The sequence below is a fragment of the Hyphomonas sp. J20-32 genome, from assembly GCF_055808555.1.
This window is the reverse complement of record NZ_CM147873.1, coordinates 2,661,706-2,684,256: the sequence shown is the minus strand read 5'-3', so window position 1 is coordinate 2,684,256 and position 22,551 is coordinate 2,661,706. Positions and strand designations below refer to the sequence as shown.

General features: G+C 57.1%; 15 protein-coding genes. 11 read left to right on the top strand and 4 right to left on the bottom strand.

The features are described from left to right. The first annotated feature begins 218 nt into the window (after positions 1-218). A complete protein-coding gene (locus AC0L7I_RS13045) occupies positions 219-1,559 on the top strand; it encodes a spinster family MFS transporter (protein ID WP_473396858.1) in 1,341 nt (446 codons plus the stop codon). Between the two features lie 28 nt (positions 1,560-1,587). After that, on the top strand, positions 1,588-3,177 hold the full coding sequence (locus tag AC0L7I_RS13040) for an FG-GAP repeat domain-containing protein (RefSeq protein WP_473396857.1): 1,590 nt from the start codon (positions 1,588-1,590) through the stop codon (positions 3,175-3,177). A 41-nt stretch (positions 3,178-3,218) separates the two neighbouring features. On the opposite strand, the gene AC0L7I_RS13035 is transcribed toward AC0L7I_RS13040, so the two are convergent. After that, complete coding sequence (locus AC0L7I_RS13035) at positions 3,219-4,862, bottom strand: carboxylesterase/lipase family protein (protein ID WP_473396856.1); 1,644 nt, start codon at positions 4,860-4,862, stop codon at positions 3,219-3,221. Between the two features lie 175 nt (positions 4,863-5,037). Further along, complete coding sequence (locus AC0L7I_RS13030) at positions 5,038-7,344, bottom strand: TonB-dependent receptor (RefSeq protein ID WP_473396855.1); 2,307 nt, start codon at positions 7,342-7,344, stop codon at positions 5,038-5,040. A 428-nt stretch (positions 7,345-7,772) separates the two neighbouring features. On the opposite strand from AC0L7I_RS13030, the gene AC0L7I_RS13025 reads away from it, so the two are divergent. Both AC0L7I_RS13025 and AC0L7I_RS13020 read left to right on the top strand, forming a co-directional pair. Continuing rightward, positions 7,773-8,912 carry an aromatic ring-hydroxylating oxygenase subunit alpha gene (locus tag AC0L7I_RS13025; RefSeq protein WP_473396854.1) on the top strand — a complete coding sequence of 380 codons (1,140 nt, stop codon included), beginning with the start codon at positions 7,773-7,775 and terminating at the stop codon, positions 8,910-8,912. Positions 8,913-9,060: 148 nt separating this feature from the next. Then, positions 9,061-10,557 carry a class I adenylate-forming enzyme family protein gene (locus tag AC0L7I_RS13020; RefSeq protein ID WP_473396853.1) on the top strand — a complete coding sequence of 499 codons (1,497 nt, stop codon included), beginning with the start codon at positions 9,061-9,063 and terminating at the stop codon, positions 10,555-10,557. 4 nt (positions 10,558-10,561) lie between these two features. Here AC0L7I_RS13020 and AC0L7I_RS13015 read toward each other — a convergent pair whose 3' ends face one another. Continuing rightward, positions 10,562-12,187: a GMC family oxidoreductase gene (locus AC0L7I_RS13015; RefSeq protein WP_473396852.1), complete on the bottom strand. Its 1,626-nt coding sequence runs from the start codon at positions 12,185-12,187 to the stop codon at positions 10,562-10,564. A 223-nt stretch (positions 12,188-12,410) separates the two neighbouring features. Between AC0L7I_RS13015 and AC0L7I_RS13010 the strand changes: the two genes are divergently transcribed. From AC0L7I_RS13010 to AC0L7I_RS12995, 4 genes are all read left to right on the top strand, one after another. After that, complete coding sequence (locus tag AC0L7I_RS13010; protein WP_473396851.1) at positions 12,411-13,619, top strand: cytochrome P450; 1,209 nt, start codon at positions 12,411-12,413, stop codon at positions 13,617-13,619. 1 nt (position 13,620) lies between these two features. After that, on the top strand, positions 13,621-14,031 hold the full coding sequence (locus AC0L7I_RS13005; RefSeq protein ID WP_473396850.1) for a Zn-ribbon domain-containing OB-fold protein: 411 nt from the start codon (positions 13,621-13,623) through the stop codon (positions 14,029-14,031). Continuing rightward, positions 14,028-15,185 (top strand): thiolase C-terminal domain-containing protein, encoded by a 1,158-nt coding sequence (locus AC0L7I_RS13000; RefSeq protein WP_473396849.1) that lies wholly within the window; start codon positions 14,028-14,030, stop codon positions 15,183-15,185. The genes AC0L7I_RS13005 and AC0L7I_RS13000 overlap by 4 nt, the downstream gene beginning before the upstream one ends. Positions 15,186-15,284: 99 nt before the next feature. Next, positions 15,285-16,718, top strand: a complete 1,434-nt coding sequence (locus AC0L7I_RS12995; protein ID WP_473396848.1) for an aldehyde dehydrogenase family protein — start codon at positions 15,285-15,287, stop codon at positions 16,716-16,718. Between the two features lie 4 nt (positions 16,719-16,722). On the opposite strand, the gene AC0L7I_RS12990 is transcribed toward AC0L7I_RS12995, so the two are convergent. After that, positions 16,723-17,361 carry a TetR/AcrR family transcriptional regulator gene (locus tag AC0L7I_RS12990; RefSeq protein ID WP_473396847.1) on the bottom strand — a complete coding sequence of 213 codons (639 nt, stop codon included), beginning with the start codon at positions 17,359-17,361 and terminating at the stop codon, positions 16,723-16,725. Between the two features lie 351 nt (positions 17,362-17,712). Here AC0L7I_RS12990 and AC0L7I_RS12985 point away from each other — a divergent pair, with 351 nt between their 5' ends. The 3 genes from AC0L7I_RS12985 (at position 17,713) to AC0L7I_RS12975 (ending at position 22,348) form a co-directional block, all read left to right on the top strand. After that, positions 17,713-20,217 (top strand): TonB-dependent receptor, encoded by a 2,505-nt coding sequence (locus AC0L7I_RS12985; protein WP_473396846.1) that lies wholly within the window; start codon positions 17,713-17,715, stop codon positions 20,215-20,217. A 375-nt stretch (positions 20,218-20,592) separates the two neighbouring features. Next, complete coding sequence (locus AC0L7I_RS12980; protein ID WP_473396845.1) at positions 20,593-21,261, top strand: TetR/AcrR family transcriptional regulator; 669 nt, start codon at positions 20,593-20,595, stop codon at positions 21,259-21,261. 349 nt (positions 21,262-21,610) lie between these two features. After that, entirely contained in the window at positions 21,611-22,348 is a 738-nt protein-coding gene (locus tag AC0L7I_RS12975) for an SDR family oxidoreductase (RefSeq protein ID WP_473396844.1), read from the top strand. Positions 22,349-22,551 lie beyond the last annotated feature (203 nt).

The window sequence follows — 22,551 nt, the reverse complement described above, 5'->3', positions numbered from 1 at the left end:
GTGAGAATATTCTCTTCGGAGGAAATAAATGGTCAACCACTAAGTTCAAACTGAGACACAGTTCCAGTTGGCGAGGCATTTATAAGAAGTGCCGCGCCGACCACCCGCTGGAACTGTACCCAATTGATGCACTGTAACAGCAGGCTCGGACTGGAGGCGCAAGTGCCAGGCGCATTCTACCTGTCGGTTGACCGAAAAAGGATCAGGGAACAATCAGAATGACAAATACGGTCGCCCAGGCTGACTCCGGGCAGAAGACTTCCGAATCTGGCTCCTCAAGTCAGGAGACACCCTACACAAGCGGTCTCTATCGCTACTATGTCCTCTTCGTCCTGACGGTCGTCTATGTATTCAACTTCGTTGACCGGCAACTGCTGGTCATTTTACAGGAACCGATCAAGGAAGAGCTCGGCCTGTCAGATTCGCAGCTCGGTCTGCTGACCGGTTTTGCCTTTGCCCTTTTCTATGTCGTTTGCGGGCTACCGATTGCGCGTTGGGCTGACAAGGGTGTCCGCCGGGATGTGATCTCGATTGCCCTGACGGTCTGGAGCGTGATGACGGCGGCAAGCGGTCTGGCGGCAAACTATACTCACCTGTTACTGGCCCGCATCGGCGTGGGCGTGGGAGAGGCTGGCGGAAGCCCGCCTGCCCATTCCATGATTTCCGACATATTCAGCAAAAAGAGCCGCGCCTCCGCCCTTTCGGTCTACTCGGTGGGTATCTACATCGGGATACTGATCGGCTTTGCCTTGGGCGGCTGGATTGCGGACACTTTCGGGTGGAGGCTCGCATTTTTCGTCGTCGGTGTTCCGGGTGTTCTGCTGGCGCTCATCGTTCGGCTGACCGTCCGCGAGCCCATTCGGGGATGGTCGGAAAACAGCGCTGAAGGCGCCGCACCAGCACCACCGCTTTCAAAGGTGTTGCGGGTGCTCTGGACCCGGCGCTCATTCCGCTTCATTGCGCTGGGCGCGAGCATGCAAGCCTTCATCATCTATGGCGTCGGGAACTGGTTTCCCTCCTATTTCCTGCGCTCGTTCGAGACCAATCTCACCCTGGTTGGCGCCTGGATGGCGCTGACGTCCGGAATCGGCGGCGGCGTCGGCTCATTCCTGGGGGGCTGGTTCGCCGATCGGTTGGGCGTCAAGGATGTTCGCTGGTATCTATGGCTGCCGGCGGCACTTGTGGTTCTCGTCGTACCCGTGCTTGCGGTCGCCCTTACCACCCAGTCGCTTTATCTTGCGCTGATCCTCACTGCGCCTTTCAACTTCCTGACGGCGGCCTATCTCGGCGCCGTGCTGGCAGTTTCGCATAACCTGGTCACAGCCCGCATGCGGGCGTTGACCTCTGCTGTCCTGTTCTTCGTTTTGAACCTGATTGGTCTTGGTCTCGGACCGCTCTTCGTTGGCATGCTCAGCGATGCTTTTGCTGGTGCGGGCATCGAGGGGCCGTTGGGCAAGGCGATGCTCGTTGGCGGCGTCTGCACGTCAGTTGCGGCCGCATTGTTCTACTTGCTGGCGGCGCGGACTGTGCGTGAAGACATTTTAAAGGCCGGGCAATGACTCACAATCCAGCGGAAGGGCATACGGCATGCGTCGACTAGTCTATGGAGTTTGGCCCGCAGTTCTGCTCGCCAGCGCGTGCAATCACGTCACCATTCCCGAGACATCCAAAGTGGGCGGCGGGACTGTCACCGTTGCCGATACACCGACGGACGCCCAAGCACCCGATGGTCGGTACATCTCATGGCGCGAGCACCGGATCGATGACGAAATGGTCAATGGCGGCGTTCCGATCCGCGGTGGTGATGGTCTTGCCGTGAGCGATATCGATCTTGACGGGATCTTCGACATCGTTTCGGTCCACGAGGATTCCAATCACCTGCGTGTCGCCTTCGGGACAGGACGTCCGGACGCATGGGAGCTGGTTACGATCGGGGAGGGGGACGAAGTTGCGGCGATAGAAGATGTGGCGATCGGCGACCTTAATGGAGATGGGTGGCCAGACCTCGTTGCTGCGTGTGAAGAGGCCCATCTGGTTTATTTCCAGAATCCGGGTGACGGCGCGCGCGTGCAGGATTGGCCTCGCTTTATCCCGGTAGTCACACAACAGCGTGGCTCGTGGCTCAGAGCCTTCATTGCGGATGTGGATCAGGATGGACAGATGGATGTCCTTGCCGCGAACAAGGGTACGTCAGACATTATTGATCCGTCGCAGCCAATCTCTGAAGGGCTTCCGACCTCTCTGTTCACGTTAGAAGGCGATCCTCTGACCGAGGGCAGTTGGAAGGAGCAGGTGCTTTCGCGGGAGGTTGTACCAAACACGGCGATGCCGGTGGATATCGACAATGACGGTGATCTCGATGTTCTCGCAGCCGCGCGCATACATCAGACGATGACCCTTCTGGAGCTGGTCGACGCGACGTCCGACGCTGGAGTTGTCATACGTCCTCATCCGATCAGAATCGAGCCGGGGTTTGACGCGCCGGAAGACTGGCGTGGGCGGTCAAACGCCTTTCAGTCGGCGTTCGCTGATATGGACGGAGATGGACGGAAGGACCTGGTCGTCAGCGTCACCGAGACATCGGGCGCCGTGGGCAGCGCTGCCGTCTTCGGTGGATTGGGTTGGCTCAGGCAACCTGAAAGCCTCGAAGATCCGTGGACATATTACCGTATTGGGGACACCCTTCCGGATATCGTCGCGGGTATTGCTCTTGTCGACATCGATGGCGATGGTGATCTAGATGCTGTGACAGGCGGGTATTCCGGTCTCAATATATTGGCAGGTGGCTATTCGGGTGCGTCGCGAGACGATGACGACCCTCGCGTGAGCGCCGCTTCGACAGTGGGGCGGATAGCGTGGTTCGAGAATACCGGCGATTCAAAAGCCGCCTGGCTGCGCCATGATATCTCCCGCCGTGTGCGCGGCATGTATGACGGATTCATCGCTCGCGACATCGATGGCGATGGGGATGCCGACCTGATCTCCACACGCGGCAATAGTGGTAAGTTTGACGGGGTATTCTGGCTGGAACAGGTTAGGTCGGATACGCCGCAGGCAGCCTTCTCAACAGAACACGGCGAGGATAGCCGTGCGCTACCCCTGCCGCCGGAAAACTGGCAAGAACTGTACGAAACGGATGTGACCTATGTCGCGCCCAACAAGGTCGCCAAAGACTGATAAATCGCTTGCGGTCGCGCGCGAGCATCGCTTGACCGGCGTCAGTCCTCAGATCTCGTTGGAACTTCGATATTGAAGAACCATGCCTCGTCGTCGGCACGCAGATTCTGGACCAGGGTCTCATGAACTTCGAACATCCCGGGATAGGGATTGGTTTCTGCCACCGGTGTTTCCCCGATGTGGAGATAGTTCTCTTCTGACCCATAGGGCAACCATTCGGGGCCGTTGGCGCTCTTTGGCTGCCCAGTCGCGGCGAATGATGTCCAATAGTCTATCAATGTACTCGACAGCTCTGCATCCCCTGTTCCGTCAGGTGTCGGCCAGACGGCAGGAAGCTGCTCTGCCTCCAGCGTGCCGAAAACGTAAGGAACCTCGCTCCCGTGGAAGGCGCAAAGGTCGGCCTCACGGGCAGACGGATAGCAGTAATCGAAAACATAGAAGAATGCAGGTTGAGCCGCGTCTGTCATCTTCCTCACGAACCGCTCGCCGGCCCAACCGAACACTCCGTCCCGGAACATGCCGAGAATGGATTCCTTGATATCGTCGGCCGGGTACACTGTGACGATGTCTTCCCACATATCCGGATAGCGTGTTTGGAGCGCAGTCACATAAGCTTCCTGGGACTCCGGCAAAGCGGGAAGCAATGCTGTATAGGTGCGGCCCTCCCCGCTGTTGAAGCCCGACATTATCGGAACCTTTTGGTGATTGCCCTTGTCGAACGCCTCAATGAGTTGCTCAGGCAAATAGAGCCCGTCAATTGTTCCTTCTGCACTGAACCGCTGCAGCGTTGACTGATTGATGAGCTCTTGCGGATCAGCCTGCCGCGCAGCCTCAATCGTATCGATGCCAAGCTTGCCCAGAAGGGTCTCACCCTTGGATTCGGCGGATGGAAGGCCATAGACCGTCTCGTCCAGTGCCGGGAATGCGCGGCTGCCGACACTTTGCATGATGGCTTTGTCGTAAAGGCCATCCGCAGCCGGGCTGGTCAATAGATAGGCCACGCTGAGGGCACCGGCCGATTCGCCCATGATGGTGACATTCTCGGGGTTTCCGCCGAACGAAGCGATATTCTCCTGCACCCAATCAAGCGCAGCAATTTGGTCGAGCAATCCATAGTTGCCGGAAACACCTTCCGGAGATTCTGCGCTGAGCTCCGGATGAGCCATCCAGCCGAGAATGCCGAGGCGGTAATTCACGGAAACAACAACGATGCCCCGTTCAGCCAGCTTGGTGCCGTCATAGGTTGGCAATTCGCTGCTCCCGATGCGCAGGGACCCGCCGTGAATCCAGACGATCACGGGTGCATTGACGGCATCCGACGGGGACCAGACATTGAGGCTCAGGCAATCTTCAGACGTTGAGGCGGGCGGATCATTATAGACACTGGTTGGCGGTACGGGTGGCTGAACACAACTCGGCCCAAATGTCGTCGCCTCTCTTGCCTCGCTCCATGGTTCAACGGGAGCGGGGGCCTTCCAGCGGCGGTCGCCTGCCGGGGCTGCAGCATAGGGAATGCCTTTGAAGACTTCGAGAGCCGCTTCGTGAACGCCGATGACGGGGCCGTTTGACGTTTCGACTATCGGCGAAACCTGGGCCGAAGGAGCCGCTTGCGATGTGTCCCCTTGACCCGAAGGTCCGCATGCGGTGAGGCCGGCCGCCAAAAGGGCGAACGCGGAAACGTGCAATGATGACTTGCGGCCACGCCTTGTTTTGGAAGGGTTTGAGACGTGTGGAGCGTTTATTCGCATTGTGTCACCTGTGCATGTGAGTTTTTTTGCAATACCCGGCTGAAAAAACGCCGCTACCTCTAGTGATCATAGGGGTAGCGGCGCAAGTTCATTCAGAAATCAACAATCTCGATCAGTATTGAAAGTCCAATCGGACGCCAACGGTGCGTGGGCGAAGGCGGGCATAACGGCCATCCAGGAAAGCCTCCGGATGTACGTAGGTGATCGATTTGTCGTCGAACGCGTTCTCCACATACCCGGTTAGCTTCCAGTTGTTGCGCTTAATCCCGGCCAGAAAACTAACCGTGGTGAAGGCTTCGGTATAGTCATAGGTGGGGTTGGTCAGGCTGGGATTGCCAGGAACGTTCGGGAACAGTCCGGGGAATTTACCAACATGAGCGATAGTTCCTGATACGAACGAATCTTCGAAAGATCCCAAATCAAAATCATACCGGACAGTCGCCGCACCCTGGAATTCAGGGAAGGAAAGCTGGATACCTTCCGCGGCACCGGAAATGGCGGCCTCGGAGGCTGTAAGCTCGGTGACTTCGGTATTGTTGAGCGAACCGCTCAGGAACAAGCTCCAATGGTCGTCGGGAAATGCCGATATCTCGAACTCAAGGCCCTGGCTGATTGCTTCGCCGATATTGGTGGCGAATTGAATCGAGTCGGACAGGCGGTTGGCCTGCACCTGAATGTCTTCCCAGACGATGTAGTAGGCAGCCACGTTTGCAACCAGCTTGCCATCGTACCAATAGCCCTTGAGGCCGACTTCATAATTGGTGAGCGTATCTGATTCTGCTCCTTCCGGAATGATGAGGTCAGTGGGGTCGATCGCACTGGCGAGACCTGCGCGGGCGTTCGCAACAGGCGAGCGGAAACCTGTCGAAATCGATCCATAGGTCGTCAGGTTGTCGACCGGCTTGTACGAGGCGCTGAGCTTGTAGGACAGTTTGTCGGCATCGACCTTAAGCCCTTCGGCGGCCACGATTGGCACGACTGTCAGCGGTATGTTCGAGAAACCGCCCAGTGCGGCGCCAAGGTAGTTACTGTTATAGCCGCCATCATTGGTAAAGCTTTGTACGGAAGTATCTGTGTAGCGAAGACCGCCCGTGACCCAGAATTGATCGGAGAACCGGTGCGTCAGTTCACCAAACACAGCCGTTTCGAACGAGTCGGTGTAGTTGGAGAAGCGCTGGTAATACTCGTCTGGAAGCCCTGTCAGGCCGCGAGCGTCCAGAAAGGCCTGTGACGAGCGGTATTCGAAGACAACGTCGCGGCGCTTGTTGAAGTAAAACCCGCCGACGATCCAGTCCCAGCTGCCACCATCAGTGGAAGCGAGACGAAGTTCCTGGACGAAGATGTCGTCATACCCGACGGCATCCAAACCGAACGGAATTGCCTGGCCAAACGTGCCAGCAAGATCGACGATGAAGTTGCCGGCGATGTCGGAATAGGTGGAGGAGCTGGTCAGGTTTGCAAACCCGAGATCGTAGTCGAGCGAGAAGTTATAGCTCGTAAAGTCAGACTGGAAGAGGTCTGGCCGGTCTGTAAACCGGACAAACTCACCCCGGTCCGGATTGATCAGTCCGGAATCTTCCGGCTTGCTGTTTTCGTGGACAACCATCAATTGGAGATCGAGGGGAGCGATTGGTTCCCAGCGAAGGGTGACGCGCCCGCCCTCTGAGGTCAGCGCATTCGAGCCTTCCACGCCCGTTCCCAGATTGTCGACCCATCCATCCTCGTCGCGGTAAAAGCCGACGATCCGAAGTCCCATCTCATCGTCGATCAGCGGGATGTTGACCATGCCATTGTAGCGCTGGCGCAGTGCGTCACCGTCGGTCAGACCAAGATCTACAAGGGCGGACGCTTCAAATTCCTTCGTGTTTGGCTTCTTCGTCAGTATCCGTACCGCACCTGCAAGTGAGTTTGCGCCGAAGAGCGTGCCCTGTGGACCACGCAGAACTTCCACGCGTTCTACATCATAAAGAGTCGGGTCCAGAATGGTCGAGTTCCCGTTGGCCGAGATCGGCAATTCGTCAATGTAGATCGCGGTAGCGGCTTGCAGGTTAGCGCCGTAGCCGTTGGTTGAAATGCCGCGAGACGTGAAGTTGTTGAAGTTCGCGGTTGGCTGGTTCAAAACCACGCCGGGTGTTTCCCGAGCGAGCCCGTCGTAGCTGACGATACCCTTTTCCGTCAGCGTCTCCTGCTGGAATGCGGTAACGCTGAGCGGTACGTCCTGAAGGCTTTCTTCCCGGCGCGTTGACGTGACGATCACCTTGTCGAGCGTTCTGCCCCTTGCGTCGTCTTCGTCTGCACTAACGTCGACTGCAACCGCGTCGTCAGGCGTATTTGTAGTGGATTGAGCAAACGCAGTTGCGGGGATGCCGATTGTAACGAATGCAACTGCCGACGCAGTCGCCAAAAGACGTGAAGCCATTTTTTCCTCCCAAATGGTGGGGCGATGTGCCTCGCCTCCTCACGATCATTAGTAAGCAGGCCTCCACCCATGTCAATATTTCTTATCTCGGGAATTAATAAAAAAATTGCCTGCCCGGTATCCTCGGAAATTTCAGGTTTACAGGTCTTGAAGCGCCATATGCTGCTGTGAAAGTTCGTAAAATGAGCGGCTGAGTTTGGGATGATCGCTGGTAGGTTGCTATCGGATGGCCCGATCATCTACAGGTCCGGAACCTGCCTGTCCCGATTGACAACTACGTCGATTTCTATAAACCTAATGATAATAGATTTATAGAACACAGCCGGCCATCAGGACGGGGCGAGGAGACGGTCATAAATCTTATTGATACGCGCGACGGTGCGAAACCGGTCGGCAAGGAACAGGCGGTTAGCACGGGCCTTGAGCGTGTGCAGACGATCAACGACCTGAGCGAAAGCCAGATCACGGCGATCCGAAAAATTCAACCGCATGACAAGGCCAGGCCGAACGCAATTGACGCGTCGCGGCCCGCCTCGATCTTCCTGGACCAGGCCCACTATGACCTGGAACAGAAGAACGTGTTTCGCCGCTTTGCCGTCCCGGTGACGGTGTCATCGCTGTTGCCGAAGCCGGGTAGCGTGATAGCGCATGATGGCTATGGTGTTCCGCTCCTGTTGACGCGAGACAAGGAAGGCAAAGTCCATGCCTTCCTCAACGCCTGCATGCACAAAGGCTCGAAGCTGATCGAGGATTGTGAAACGCACAAGGCCAACAAGCTGACTTGTCCCTACCACGCCTGGACCTTCGCGCTGGATGGGCGGCTTGTTGCCGTGCCGAGGGAAGAGACGATTAAAGATTTCGACAAGTCGAAGCGCGGACTGGCGGAACTGGCTTGTCGAGAGGCCGGGGGCCTGATCTGGGTAATGCTGGACAGGAATGCCGAGCCGGATTTCTCCAATATGGATGATCTTCTGGCTGCTGACCTTGACGCATTCGATATGCCCCGGATGCATGTGTACGGTCGGAAAACGTTCGACCTGAAGGCAAATTGGAAACTCGTGCAGGAGCCCTTCCTTGAGGGTTACCATGTGCAGCGGTTGCACTCGCGCACTGTGGGGCCTTTGTTCGCCGATGTTCCGAACGTCACAGACGTTCTGGGGCACAATATCCGGCAGATTTCCGGCAAGGTGAACTTCACGCCGGATTGCCTCGATATTGAAGGCGAAAACATCCACAAGTCCGTGACGCACGCCTATCTCGTTTTTCCGAACACCGTGATTGTCACCAGCCCGTATTATATCAGCGTGATGTTCATCATGCCGAAAGGGCCGGACCGGACAATCGTCGACTACTTAATGTTGACGCGGACTGGACCTGACAATGAAAAGGCTGCGGAACTGTACAAGCGCTCCTACGAAATGGTGCTAAGCGTATTCGGCGGCGAAGATTTTCGGGCTGCGCAAATTTCACAGGAGGGCCTCAGCACTGGGGCCCTGAAAGATGTTGTCTATTGTGGCCTCGAGGAGACAATCCCGCTCTACTACAACATCCTCGAACGATACCTTTGATATACGCTGAGAGTGCGGCTTTGCTGATGCATCGACAAAATGCTGCGCGGTCCTGCTGAAATGGCGGATCAGCTGCAATCAGGGATACTTACCATCAACAGACCATGAGACGCTGCCGGTAGAAGCAGCGCCGAAGAGGGAGAGCAATTTGCAAACGATCAGTAGTGCGATCAACTGGTGGGCGGAGAATACGCCAGACCAACTGGCCTTGGCATTCGGAGAGGACCGTATCGCCTACCGACAGCTGCGCGATTGGTCCGAGCGGATTGCCAATTTTCTTGTCGCAGAAGGCGTGGAAAGAGGTGACCGGGTGGGGGTCTGCGCAGCGAACTCGCTGGAGTATTGCGCACTGATCCATGGCATCTTGCGAGCGGGTGCGATCGTTTCGCCGCTCAATATGCGGTATACGCCCCACGAGCTCACCGAACTCGTCGAGGATACATCGCCCCGCCTCGTGTTTGCGGACAAGGAGCGCCTTGCGCAGGTTTCCGGAACTGGCGCAAATGTTCGGATTCTGGAAGATATTCGTAAATTCGCGGAGGGTGCGCGGAACCCGGTGGACCGTCTGACACAGCCCGACGATCCGGTCGTGATTATCGCGACCAGCGGATCAACGGCCAAGCCGAAAGGCGTCGTGTTCACCAACCGGACCATGACGACGTATGCGGCAGGGTGGGCATTGGAGACGCCGCAATGCACCAAGGGGGCGCGGGTAATCGTTCCGGCGCCGCTCAGCACCTCGGCCGGTTTCGTGCAGCTCATTCACTATTCAACGCTTGGCTGCGCCCTGTTCTTTGAATCGGCATTCGATCCCGAAGTGTTCCTCGATATTCTCGTGCGTGAACGGATAAATGGTTTCGGGGCCGTGCCACTGTTCTTCGAGCGCATTGCCGATTGCCCGAAATTTGCAGATGCCGACCTTTCTGCGATCCGCGTCGCCACGACTGGCGGGGCTGCGGTGAGTAAGGCGTTGCAGGACCGATGGATGGCCAAAGGTATTACCCTGCAACAAATATATGGCCAGACAGAAGCGGGAGGGAATGCGACGATCATGCCTCCAGACCTTGCGGCGAAATTCCCTGAAAAGTGTGGCCGAGGTGGCATATTCACGGACTTGGCAATTATTGACGGTGACGGAAAATTCCTTCCGCCGGGCGAAGTCGGTCAGATCCTGATGCGTGGGCCGGGCACGATGGTCGGTTACTGGAACAATCCCGAGGCGACGGCTGAAACGCTCAAGGATGGTTGGCTGCATTCAGGTGACCTGGGGGTGCTGGACGAGCAGGGCTTGCTGACATTCGTCGACCGTATGAAGGACATCATCATTTCTGGCGGACTTAACATTTCGGCTGCAGAGGTTGAACGCGCCGTTCTGTCATTCGAGGGTGTGGAAGAAGTCATGGTGATAGCGGCGAAGGACAAGAAGTTCGGTGAAACGCCAATGGCGGTTGTTTATGCGAAGACGGACATCCACGTGCCGGCACTTATCGACCATTGCAACGAACGCCTCGCCGACTTCAAGGTACCACGCTACGTCGTGATTGAGAATGAACCGATGCCACGAACCGCCACGGGCAAGTTGTCGAAGCCGACCATGCGCGAAAGATACAAGGACGCAGCCGAAACGCTAGCGCGCGTGCGCTAGCGCTTCAGGCATCAACCGCTGCGGGCGATTTGGCGGTCTTGAGGATCACGTCTGCTGCGCGCCATGCCATCGCCATGGTCGGGCCGTTCGTGTTTCCTGAGGGTATCGCAGGCATGATGGATGTGTCGATGATGCGAAGGCTGTCGACACCGCGCACGCGAAGCGCCGGGTCGACCACCGAATTGGCAGGGTCATTGCTCATGCGGCAGCTGCCAACTGCGTGATAGCCGCAAGTGCCGAACTTGTCATAGGCTTCCAGGATCTTTTCGTCGGTGTCGTAGTCCGGTCCTGGCATCGTCTCGCATTCAACATATTGAGCAAGCGGTTGCTGTTTAACATAGTCGCGCGCGACCCGGACAGCGCCGATCATTGCACGGCGGTCTTCTTCAGTATCCCGGTAGTTCGTCTGAAGCTGTGGTGGCGCGCTCGGATCAGTCGAGTTGATATGAACATGGCCGCGCGAGGTGGGCCTCAGCGGATAGGCTGTGATGTGCATGCCCGGAAAGCGTTCGACGTCCTGGCGCATCTTTTCGAAATCGAAGCTGAACGGTGCAAACAGAAATTGTGCGTCGGGCCGATTAAGGCCGGGGCGCGTCTTGAACCAGGCCACCTGCTCGTAGGCCGCCGCGGCAAGAGGTCCTTTGCGCGTCAGGTAATACTGGATGCCGGACCGTAGGACGCGCCAGCCAAAATATTTCTTGTTGTGCGAAATGTCAGCGTTGAGTTTCCACTGGATGATTATGGCGCGGTGCTCGACCAGGTTTTCACCTACATTTGTATTGGCGACGATAACCGGGATGCCGAGCTTGCCGAGGCGTTCAGGGTCGCCGATGCCGGAGCGTTCGAGAATGCCAGGTGATGCCATTGCGCCTCCGCAAAGAATGACCTCACGTTCTGCGGTGAGAACTTGCGGTACGCCTGATTGGGTGACTCGGACGCCAGTGGCCCGCATGGCCTCGAATTCAACCCGGTCGACGGACGTGTCTGTCAGGATTGTCAGGTTCGGGCGGTTGCGAATGGGATCGAGGAACGCCGTCGCAGCGCTAACTCTCTTGCCCTTGTAGACTGTGCGGGGAGCGTAGCCGATGCCTTCGATATCATTGGGTTCATTGGTGTCGGGCTTTTCCTGCCATCCCATGGATTTGCCCGCTTCGAGGATCGCTTCCGTCAGCGTGTCCTTCGTATCTGGCACTGTGATGTCGAGAGGCCCTTCGGCGCCGCGTGTCTCGTCTGCGCCAAGTTCATGTGCTTCGAGGGCAGCATATGCCCGGCCGATATGTTCCCAGCTCCAGTCGTCGCTGGACGATTCCGCGATGGCGTCAAAGTCTGCCGGCTGGCCTCGGACGTACATCATGCCATTGATCGAGCTGGAACCGCCAAGTACACGTCCGCGCACCCAGACTTCGGGCGTGTTGGCATTGGTTGCCTCCGGTTCGCTGGCATAGGCCCAGATATGGCTCGGATCCGCCATGACCTTGGCGAGTCCCTTGGGCATGTGGATGAATGGGTGGGAATCCCTGGGGCCTGCTTCCAGCAATGCGACCCTGACGTTCGGATCTTCGGACAGGCGATAGGCGAGTACGCAGCCCGCAGCGCCTGCGCCTACGATGATGTAGTCAAAATCAGCCATGGTACTTCTCCCGGGATCGTTATGCCCGGCTGGTTGCCGGTATCTTTAAAACTATTAGACATAGATTTATACGGGGGCGCAATCGCAGTATTGGAGATTTGCAGCCGCGGAAAACGATATTCCCCTGTTCCTATTCGAAGGAAGCCCATTGATCTCGGCGCAAAATCAGCCAATAACTAATGACAATAGATAAACAACGCTGCGCAGCGGATGGGAGATTAGAATGGCCGACGATGTAAAGACCATGCCGACGCCGGAACATGTTCCGGCAGACCGGGTGTTTGATTTCGACATCTATGCCGATCCGCGTCTGACGGAGGACCTGCACGAGTCCTACGCAACGCTTCACGATGATGCGCCGGATATTTTCTATACGCCGCGAAATGGCGGGCATTGGATATTCACTCGCTTCGACGACATCTTCCGCGTGGTTCAGGACTATGAGCATTTTTCTGTCCGGGAAATGCAGATACCACGAGTTGAGAACCCTCCCGTATTCATTCCTCTGAGCCTCGACCCGCCGCAGAGTACACCTTACCGCCATGCCTTGATGCCGTATTTCACCCAGCGTGCGGTCGATGCGCTCGAGCCGCAGGTGCGAAAGTTCGCGATCGACATCATCGAGGGGTTGAAGGCAAAGGGCGAATGCGACTTTGTGGATGAGGTATCTTCGCAGTTCCCCGTCCTGGTGTTCATGGAATTGATGGGGATGCCGCTGGACAGGCTGCGCGACTTTCGGGCGATCGCTGACGAATACTTCAAGGCGCGGACGAATGAAGAAATCGGGGCGATGAGCGTCAAGATCATTGGCCTGATGACAGAACTGGTCGAACGGCGTCGTGCGAAGCCCGAGGATGATCTCATTTCGAAAATGGTCGATTTCCAGGTGGAAGGCCGACCCATCACTCTGGAAGAACTGCAGTCGATGCTGTTTGTGATGTTCCTTGGCGGCATGGACACGGTAACCAACGTGTCCAGTTATACATACCGTCACCTTGCAAATGACAAAGCATTGCAGCGGCGGCTGGCTGATGAACCAGCCATCATTCCGAATTTCGTGGAAGAAGGCATCCGGAGCTTCGCAGTCGTCAACACCCCTCGAATTGTCACCAAGGATTGCGAACGCTTCGGTGTGCAGTTCAGGGAGGGTGATATGGTACTTTGCATCCTTCCGCTTGGCAGTCGGGACGAGCGACGATTCGATCATCCGAATACGTTTGACGTTGACCGGAAGGCCTTGACGCATCTCACCTTTTCATCCGGTCCGCACCTTTGCCTCGGTCATAACCTTGCCCGCCTTGAGATACGTGTCCTGACGGAAGAATGGATGAAGCGTATTCCCGACTTCTCGCTGAAGCATGGCGTGCATCACAAGAGCCGGGCAGGAACAGTGATGGCGCTGGAGTCGCTCCCGCTCGTTTGGAACACCTGAGATGCCCAGTCAGGCTGCGAAGGCACTCGCCTCCGGGGCGGAGGCTGAGTATTGGGACGGCCTCCTGGCCGGTGAGCTTCGATTGCAGAGGTGCAGGGCGTGCGAAAAATGGCATTGGCCTGCCGTATTCCGTTGCGCCGCGTGCGGCAGCTGGGAGCATGACTGGGAAAGTGTAGCGCTCGCCGGAAAAATATTCAGCTGGACACGTAGTTGGCATCCATTCGAGGGCCTTGAGCGAATCGAAAAGCCGTTCGTCGTCGCGGTCGTCGAGCTGGAAGGCGGTGGTAACGCTCGCCTCGTGGGAATTATGGACGAGCAGGACGATGTCCGGATCGGCCAGAATGTGACCGGACGGATCGCGGAGACCGTGTTTCAAGATCAGGTGGTGCCGGCGATACGGTGGGCGTCATGAGAGGGGTCGCGGCCATTGCAGGGGTCGGCCTGCGCCAGTTTAAACGCGCGCGTGCGCCCATAGCCGAACGCGGCTTGCTGGTGCAGGCGATTGTCGACGCGTGTGACGATGCCGGCTTCGACCCTGCCGATGTCGATGGTTTCGTGAGCTATGGCGATGACCACAATGAGCCAGTTCGGTTGATGCCGGATCTTGGAACCAGGGAGCTGACCTGGTCCAGCTCCGTATTTGGCGGTGGTGGCGGGGGTATCGCAGCCGCTTTCGGGCAAGCCGTCGGCGCAATCGCAACCGGTCAGGCCAAGGCAGTGATCGTCTTCAGGGCGCTCGCGCAGGGCAGCAGCGGGCGCCTGTCTGCAGCGGTGATGGCGCACCATCTCAATGCGCATATGATTGGCGCCGGGCTGGTCGCGCCGGCGCAAGTGTGCGCGATCCGGGCGCAGCGCATGTTCGAGCATCATGGCGTGCCCCGGTCGGCAGTAGAGAATTTCGTTCATGCGGCTGCATATCATGGCGAGCGAAACCCTCATGCAACTTCGTTCGGTCAACCGTTTGACGCTGAAAAGTATCATTCATCGCGCTGGATCAGCGAGCCGTTTCGCCTGTTCGATTGTTCACGGGAAAACGACGGGGCAGGTGCGTTGCTTGTGGTCTCGGCCGAACGGTCCAGGGATCTCCGCAAGCCGCCCGTTCACATCGTGGGTGTAACGCAGGGTGCGGCTGCGGGGTGGGGCGACCTGCTCGAGAACGACGACGACGACCAGTATGCCACTGCCGGATTCAAATCGGTCGCGCGGCGTCTTTGGCGCGACACCGGACTGACGCCGGCAGATATTGACGTTGCCCAGGTGTACGAAAATTTCAGTGCGCAGGGAGTCGCGTCCCTGATTGACCACGGATTTTGCGATTACGAGTCGGTTGACGAATTCTGCCGGTTCAAAAACCTCATCGCACCAAGTGGCGGGTTACCGATCAATACATCGGGCGGAAACCTGTCACAGGGGTTCATCCATGGTATAGGAATGCCCATCGAGGCGGTGCAGGTGCTGCGCGGTGAATCCAGCAATCCCGTTCCTGGCGCGCGGACCTGCCTGCTTGCAGGGGGACCGGGGGCGCCAATCGTAAGTTCGGCGATATTTGCGTCCGAAATCATCTGAACAACATGTTGTGGCGGACGTGACAGCAGCGCTAGTGTTGCCAAGGGAAGAAACACAGGGCTGTCGTCCACGGCGCCAGTCGGAAAAATGGAGATGCACATGATAGACTTCAATTCTGATTATACGATGACCATCAACGGTAAGGCAGTCAGAACCGACGACACGCTGGATGTACTGAACCCTGCGACAGCAAAGCCGATTGCAAAATGCCCGCAGGCGACGCGCGCGCATCTCGATGCTGCCGTGGATGCCGCCACTACGGCGTTTCGCACCTGGAAAAATACGCCGATCGACGACCGGCGCGCTGCCATGCGCGAGGCGGGTAATCTAATCATGCAGCACGCAGACGCTTTGGCGAGCCTGTTCACGCGAGAGCAGGGGCGTCCGACGAATCTTGCCAAGGATGAAATATTGGGCGCCGGTTACTGGTTCCTCTCGACCGCGGAATTGGACCTGCCCGTTGACGTTACAGAGGATACCGACGAGCGGCGCGTCGAGGTGCATCATGTTCCGCTTGGCGTGATCTGCGGGATCGTTCCCTGGAATTTTCCGGTGCTGCTGGCGGCTTGGAAACTGGCGCCTGCACTGCTGACCGGCAACACAATCGTCCTCAAACCTTCACCGTTCACGCCGCTGGCAACGCTCAAGATCGGTGAGCTGTTGCGAGGGGTCTTCCCGGACGGCGTGATCAACATCATCTCGGGCGGGGACGAACTTGGTCCTTGGATGACTTCGCACAAGGGCTTCGCCAAGATATCGTTCACCGGATCGACTGCTACGGGCAAGCGGGTGATGGAATCTGCGGCGCAAGACTTGAAGCGCATCACGCTCGAGCTGGGAGGTAATGATGCCGCCATCGTGCTGCCCGACGTGGATCCGGCAAAAGTCGCTGAACCATTGTTTGCAGGCGCGTTCGGAAATTCGGCCCAGATATGCGTCGCGACTAAGCGGCTCTATGTCCATGACGATATCTACGACGACGTGCGGGACCGCCTCGTTGAATTGGCAAAATCGGCCAAGGTTGGGGATGGTAGCGAACAGGGGGTCCAGTTTGGTCCCATTCAGAACAAAGCCCAGTTCGATCGCGTCAAAAACCTGCTTCAGAGCGCCATGGATTCTGGCTTGACGCTTCACCAGGCGGATCCGATCGACAGCGACGGATATTTCGTTCCGTTCACGATCGTCGACAATCCTCCGGAAGATTCGCGAGTCGTGACTGAGGAGGCATTTGGTCCGATCCTGCCGATGATGCGCTTTTCCGATATAGATGACGTGGTCGAACGGGCGAACAACTCGGAATACGGTCTGGCCGGGGCTGTATGGTCCGGCGACATCGAGAAAGCATCCCAGGTGGCGCAACGGCTAGATACCGGCACGGTCTGGATTAACCAGAACCTCCAGATGACTCCGTTGACTCCGCTCGCAGGTGCCAAGCAATCGGGATTCGGAGCAGAGAATGGTCTCTACGGCCTGAAGGAGTTCACGCAGTTGAAGTCGATCTACATTCCGAAATCGGCAACGAGTGTGTCCTGAATGCTCAATCGACGCGGACAGCAGGCGACTTGCTGTCCGCTTCAGCGGTTGCACGTACGCCGGCAAAGAACATTTTCAATACACCGATGAAGAGAGCTTCTTCGTCGTTATTGTTCGCGCGGACAGCTTTGGTTAGCGCCGGAAACTTGCGCTGATCGAGATCGGGCATGGGTGCGATCCCGCGCGAACGAGAAGCTGCCGCAAACAGCGCCGACCCGTACGTGATCTTCTCCGATCCTTCGAGGATGACCATGTGGTATTTGGCGGGGTAGGGGCATTTGCCGATCCAATATTCGTAGGCTCTCGGAAAGATCCTGCGCGGGAAGACTTCTAGCAGGAGTGGCGCGGCGTTCGGGTGGAGCATGATTGTACGGCGGGTCGCCACGCACAGATCGATAAGTGTCTGTTCCCAATTGTTCGGGTCTGGCGGAGGCAGGTTGACGTCGCGCAGGATCGATAGCGCAACCTCATTCAGAAGTTCGCTCTTGTCCTTGAAATGATAGTACAGGGAAGGCGCTTTAACGCCGAGTTGGCGGGCGACAAGTTCAAGGCTGAGCGCGTTGAGCCCCTTTGTGTCAATGACATCAAGCGCAGCCTTTGCGGCGCGCTCCCGGGAAATCAGAGGTTTGTCGGGGCGTCCCAAAATCTATCCAACGTTCGTAGTTGCAGAATGTATCCAAGTGTTGCTGAGAAGACATATCGGTCCCTTGGCACCAAATGCAAGTTTACTGGAGAATCAACACCTTCTCCCGCGTCGTCTGAGCACCGTTGAGTGCGCCTCAGATACGGTGTGCCTGTTGAGAAACTATGTCGATTAGATGAAATTTTGAGGGGCCTGACGGTTCGCTCGAAATCAACTGGAACATACCTGTGTCAATTAAATAAGCGGATCCTACGAGAGCAGTTGACGGCAGATAGGTATTAATCCTAGATTTCTTAAAACTAATACTATTAGGCAAAGGAATTTGTTCCTGAAGCCACTAGGGAGGAAGACATGCTGAAAACGAATATCCTGGGTGCGTTCGCGTCCGTTACGCCCAACAACTCAAACCGCAATTTGCTTCGTGCATGTCTGATGGGGGCCACGAGCATTGCCGTGCTGTCCACCGCATCGCCTGCATGGGCACAAGAGCCGGCCGGAACCGTTGCGGACGAGCAGTCGGTAGATGAGGGCGCTTCTGAGCAGGAGCGCCTGCGTCGACTCGGCATCGTTACGGTTACTGCCCGCCGCAAGGAAGAAAGCTTGACCGATGCGCCTGTCGCGATCACGGCGCTTTCCGGCGACAGCCTGGACGAGTACGCTGTCAACGACTTCATGGACCTCTCCACACTCGTCCCGACGATGATTGCGGGGCGCGCAGCCTCCGGCTCATCGGCGAGCATCTTCCTCCGGGGCGTCGGATCGACAGCCTTGAGCGCCGGATTTGATCAGTCGGTATCGTTCAACATCGACGGCCTCCCGATGAGCCGCGGTCGCGAGATCGGACTGCCCCAATACGACATAGAGCGCGTTGAAGTGCTCAAGGGGCCTCAGGCCCTCTTCTACGGGAAGAACACTACAGGCGGTCTGATCTCGGTTGTTTCGAGAGACCCGACTGACGAATTCGAAGCTGAAGGAAAGGTTGGATACGGCTTTGAGGCGAAGGAGCGCTATGGCGAAGGCGTTGTCTCCGGTCCAATTTCTGACGCGCTGGCCGCCCGCTTTGCTTTCCGGCTCTCGAAGGCCGACGGAGCATTCGAGAACAGCGCTGACGCAACCTATCTCGATCCGCTTGGCATGGAACGCCATCGCATCGAAGATTCCCGTGGCTTTGGAGAAACGGCAAGCGGTCGCCTTACATTGGCCTACGAGCCCAACGACATTTTCAACTTGAAACTCAAGCTCGGTGCCACCAGCCAGGAAGACGGCGGCCCGACCGACGTGCTTGAGCGGATATGCGGGGCAGGGCGTACGGTTCCGGCAACCGCTAACGGGGTTCCTCCCAGCCCGAACGCAGACTGTGTTATCAATGGCGTGTCGGATTCCTCCTCGATTCCACGCGAAGTCGCTGGCGCTAACTACCGTTATGCGGGGAATGGCGATTCCTACGCCGATTTTAGTTCCGTCTATTCGGTCCTGACGGGTGGTCTGGAGCTTGATGGGATCGATGTGGAATCGATCACCGGCTACTATCGCTTCGTCCAGAAGGATCTGAATACAGTTTCGGGTGAAGCCTATCCAGCCAACTTCACCCAAAAGGCCGATTTCGAGCAGGTTTCCCAGGAACTCCGCTTCTCGACCAAGTCTGATGGCCCGCTGAACGGCACGTTCGGACTGTTCTTTTCGGACGCCGACTTCATCTTCAATACCGATGCCTACATTTTCATTGTTCCACTGGACCCCACGACGGGAACACATGTGACGTTCAAGCGGGATAACGGTTTCGAAGGTCAGACGGTCTCGGCCTTTGTCGAAGGCACGTACGACATTTCTGAGCAATGGGAAGTATCGGCGGGCGCCCGCTGGAGCCGGGAGGAGCGCGACTCCTACCAGGAATCGCTTCCAGCCTCATCGTTCTTTGGTGCATTTTTCCCGGCTGGTATTCGGTTCGACGACAAGTACTCCGATGAGAACGTCTCTCCCCAGGTGTCCGTTCGGTACAAGCCGTCCTCGAATGTCTCCTACTATGCAGCGTACAAGGAAGGTTTCAAAGCCGGTGGGTACAATATTTCCCAGGCGCTGACGCCACTGTCGACACTGGCGGCCGGCCAATACGACAGCGAGACGGCCAAGGGCTTTGAAGCCGGTATTCGCTCCGTCCTCCTGGGAGATACGCTGAGCTTCAACGCCACCGTATTCAACTATCTCTACGAAGATTTGCAGGTACAGGTATTTGACCCTGCAGCGGTCAGCCTTATCGCGGACAATGCCGGTGAACTCACCACGCGGGGAGTGGAGATCGATTTCAACTGGGTGCCGGATTCACTTGAGGGATTCAGCCTCCGGGGTGCCTTCGCCTATAATGATGTCGAATATGACAAGTTCATTGGCCAGTGCTACGGTGGCCAGACGATCGCTCAGGGATGTGATCAGGATCTGCTGGGCGGTGTTTATCAGAGCCAGGTCTTTAGCGGGCGCACTCCGCCCAAGGCTCCGGAAACGGCTGGAAGGCTGGGAGCAACTTATGAGTTCCCTGTCAGTCAATCTCTGACCGCGTCTCTGTCGGGCGATGTCAGCTATACGGGCGAATACAATTTTACCGACACGCTGCGTCCCGACGGCGTGCAGGATGCCTACACGAAACTCGATCTCGCGGCGCGGCTGATGTCGAACGATGATCGTTGGACCCTTTCCCTGATCGGACGGAACCTGACGGAAGAATACGTTGTCACCAGCGCGAACGACATTCCGTTCACGGGTGGTACCGGAACCGGAACGGCCACTGGAATCGTCTCGGATATGTCTGCCTTCGTCGAGAACCCGAGAGAAGTTTATCTCGAACTTGCCGTAAAGTTCTAAGGCGTTCCTGCTTTTGGCCCTCCGGCCGCTCTTGATAGTGGCTGGAGGCACCAAGATTTAAGCTGCCTTCTAATCATCTGGTTCGCCCGTCTCCGCAAAATACGGAGGCGGGCTCGCTTGTAACTGACCGCGCCGTCGGTCAGCGGTACAGTTCGAAAGACCGGGCGCCTGCTCAAAATGCGCGGGAATTTGCGGCCTTTCGCGGACGAGGCGCGTTTTCGGAAAAGTCCTGACCATGAAATTTGTCAATATTTCAGAAGCTTGACGGCACCCAAACACGTAGTGTTCCAGTATAAATATCTGAAGGTCAGTAAATCCGACTTTCCACTTATTATCAGGCGCGCGGCGGGATGAGATCGTGCTAAGAGAAGCACAATGGTCACACATCCCAAGTCCGAAACATCTACGCCTTCTGAGGATGGAACTGCTGCGCAGGTTGCGGAAATCAAATACCCGCGCCGGACAGAACGCCGCAAACGCACCAGAGCGAATATTCTGAAAGTGGCCGCGAAGCAGTTCAGCGACGGAGGCTACGGCCCCACGACAATGCAGTCCATCGCCGATGAAGCCGATATCCACGTCACGACTTTGTTCATGCATTTCAATAGCAAGAGTGAGCTTGCTTTGAGCATTGTAACAACCGCGGCGGGTGAATTGCGCGAGCGGGCATCGAAGGCCAGGGACGAGGCCGGCTTTTTCGAGTATTTCCGGCGGGAGGTCCGCACCTTGGTTGACGTCTTGAAAACCTCTTCCCAGCCGGGTTTGGCGTTCTGGAATACGCAGCGAGGCGACTACGAACTCGCCTTTGCCTGGACGGCGTTCGAGCGGGAGCAAAGAAACATCTACGGAGAGTTCATTGCTGCGGAGTATGGCGTCGATCGTGCGAATGATTACAGGCCGGACTTGATCGTTTCGCTCGTCCTTTCCAGCATCATACTGGCCCATAAAAGATGGAGCCGCGCTCCAAAAAAGCTGAGTCTGGAGGCAGAAGTGAATGATTGCCTCGAGATCGCCGAAACCGTGGCCAAAAAGATGCTGGCATAGGTCGTCAGTGAATAGATCCGGTCCAGCGCCAAAAAAGTGAGTGCCGGCAGGAAATAGCCACATTGGCCCGCCAAAAAACGTGGCGTGCAAACTGTCTGGGTTCAGACTCAAGCCGGTCTGTATCCCGACGATGTTTCCATAGGATAGGTTGTGAAGCATCTTGCGGATTGGTTTGGACCGAACCGTCTCTTGTAAGATAGCGACTGGCCAGTCCCGAACTTGGTGGGGTCTTCTCCGGAATGGGTGCAACAGTGCGAAGGTTTGATAGACACTTACCGTCCAGATCACCCGCGCACAGTCTGGGCAGGCAATGCTGAATGAATTCATTTGGATAGAACGGGAGTTTGAATTGGGTAGGCTCGATGGAAAAACAGCACTCGTCACAGCGGCAGGTGCCGGAATAGGCCGCGCCGCTGCGGCAGCGTTTGCGCGCGAAGGTGCAACGGTCATCGCAACGGATATAGACCCAGACGCGCTTGCGAGCCTTCAGGAGACGGCTCACATCGCAACGGAAATCCTGGACGTCACGGACCGGGCTGCCATCGCGGCGTTTTGCAGCCGTCAAACGAGTCTCGATATTCTGTTCAATGTGGCCGGATGGGTCCATCATGGAACTATCGAAACCTGCGAGCGTGCCGATTGGGACAGGTCGCTTCTGATCAACCTGACGTCCATGTACGAAATGTCCCGTGCAGTATTGCCAAACATGGTCGCGCAGGGCGGCGGTGTGATCCTGAACATGAGCTCGGTTGCCTCCAGTGTAACCGGCGCGCCCAATCGCTTCGCATATGGCGCCACAAAGGCGGGTGTCATCGGGCTGACCAAGGCGATAGCGGCTGATTATGTTGGCAAGAATATACGCTGCAACGCGATCTGTCCGGGAACGGTGGATACGCCCTCTCTCCACGGCCGAATGGCCGCGCAAGGTGACTATGAAAAGGCAAGGCAGATGTTCGTGGCGCGTCAGCCGATGGGGCGCCTCGGTACGGCTGAGGAAATCGCAAATTTGGCGCTGTATCTCGCGTCAGACGAAGCGTCTTTTACGACTGGGGCAATTCATGTCGTCGACGGCGGCTGGACAAATTAGGAGTTGAAGAGGCGACGCTTGTGAGGCGCGACATCGTGACTCTCGGTATCGAAGGCCCGGGACGCAGAGACAAGTCTGCATTGATGCCTGACTTGCATTGTCACGCCCCACCCCGGGCTGAGCCTGCAAGACACCGCTTCGATCGGTCGGGCACGAGTCAACACCCGTTCGGCAAGTGTAAGTCCCTTCCTGAAGTCGTCTGG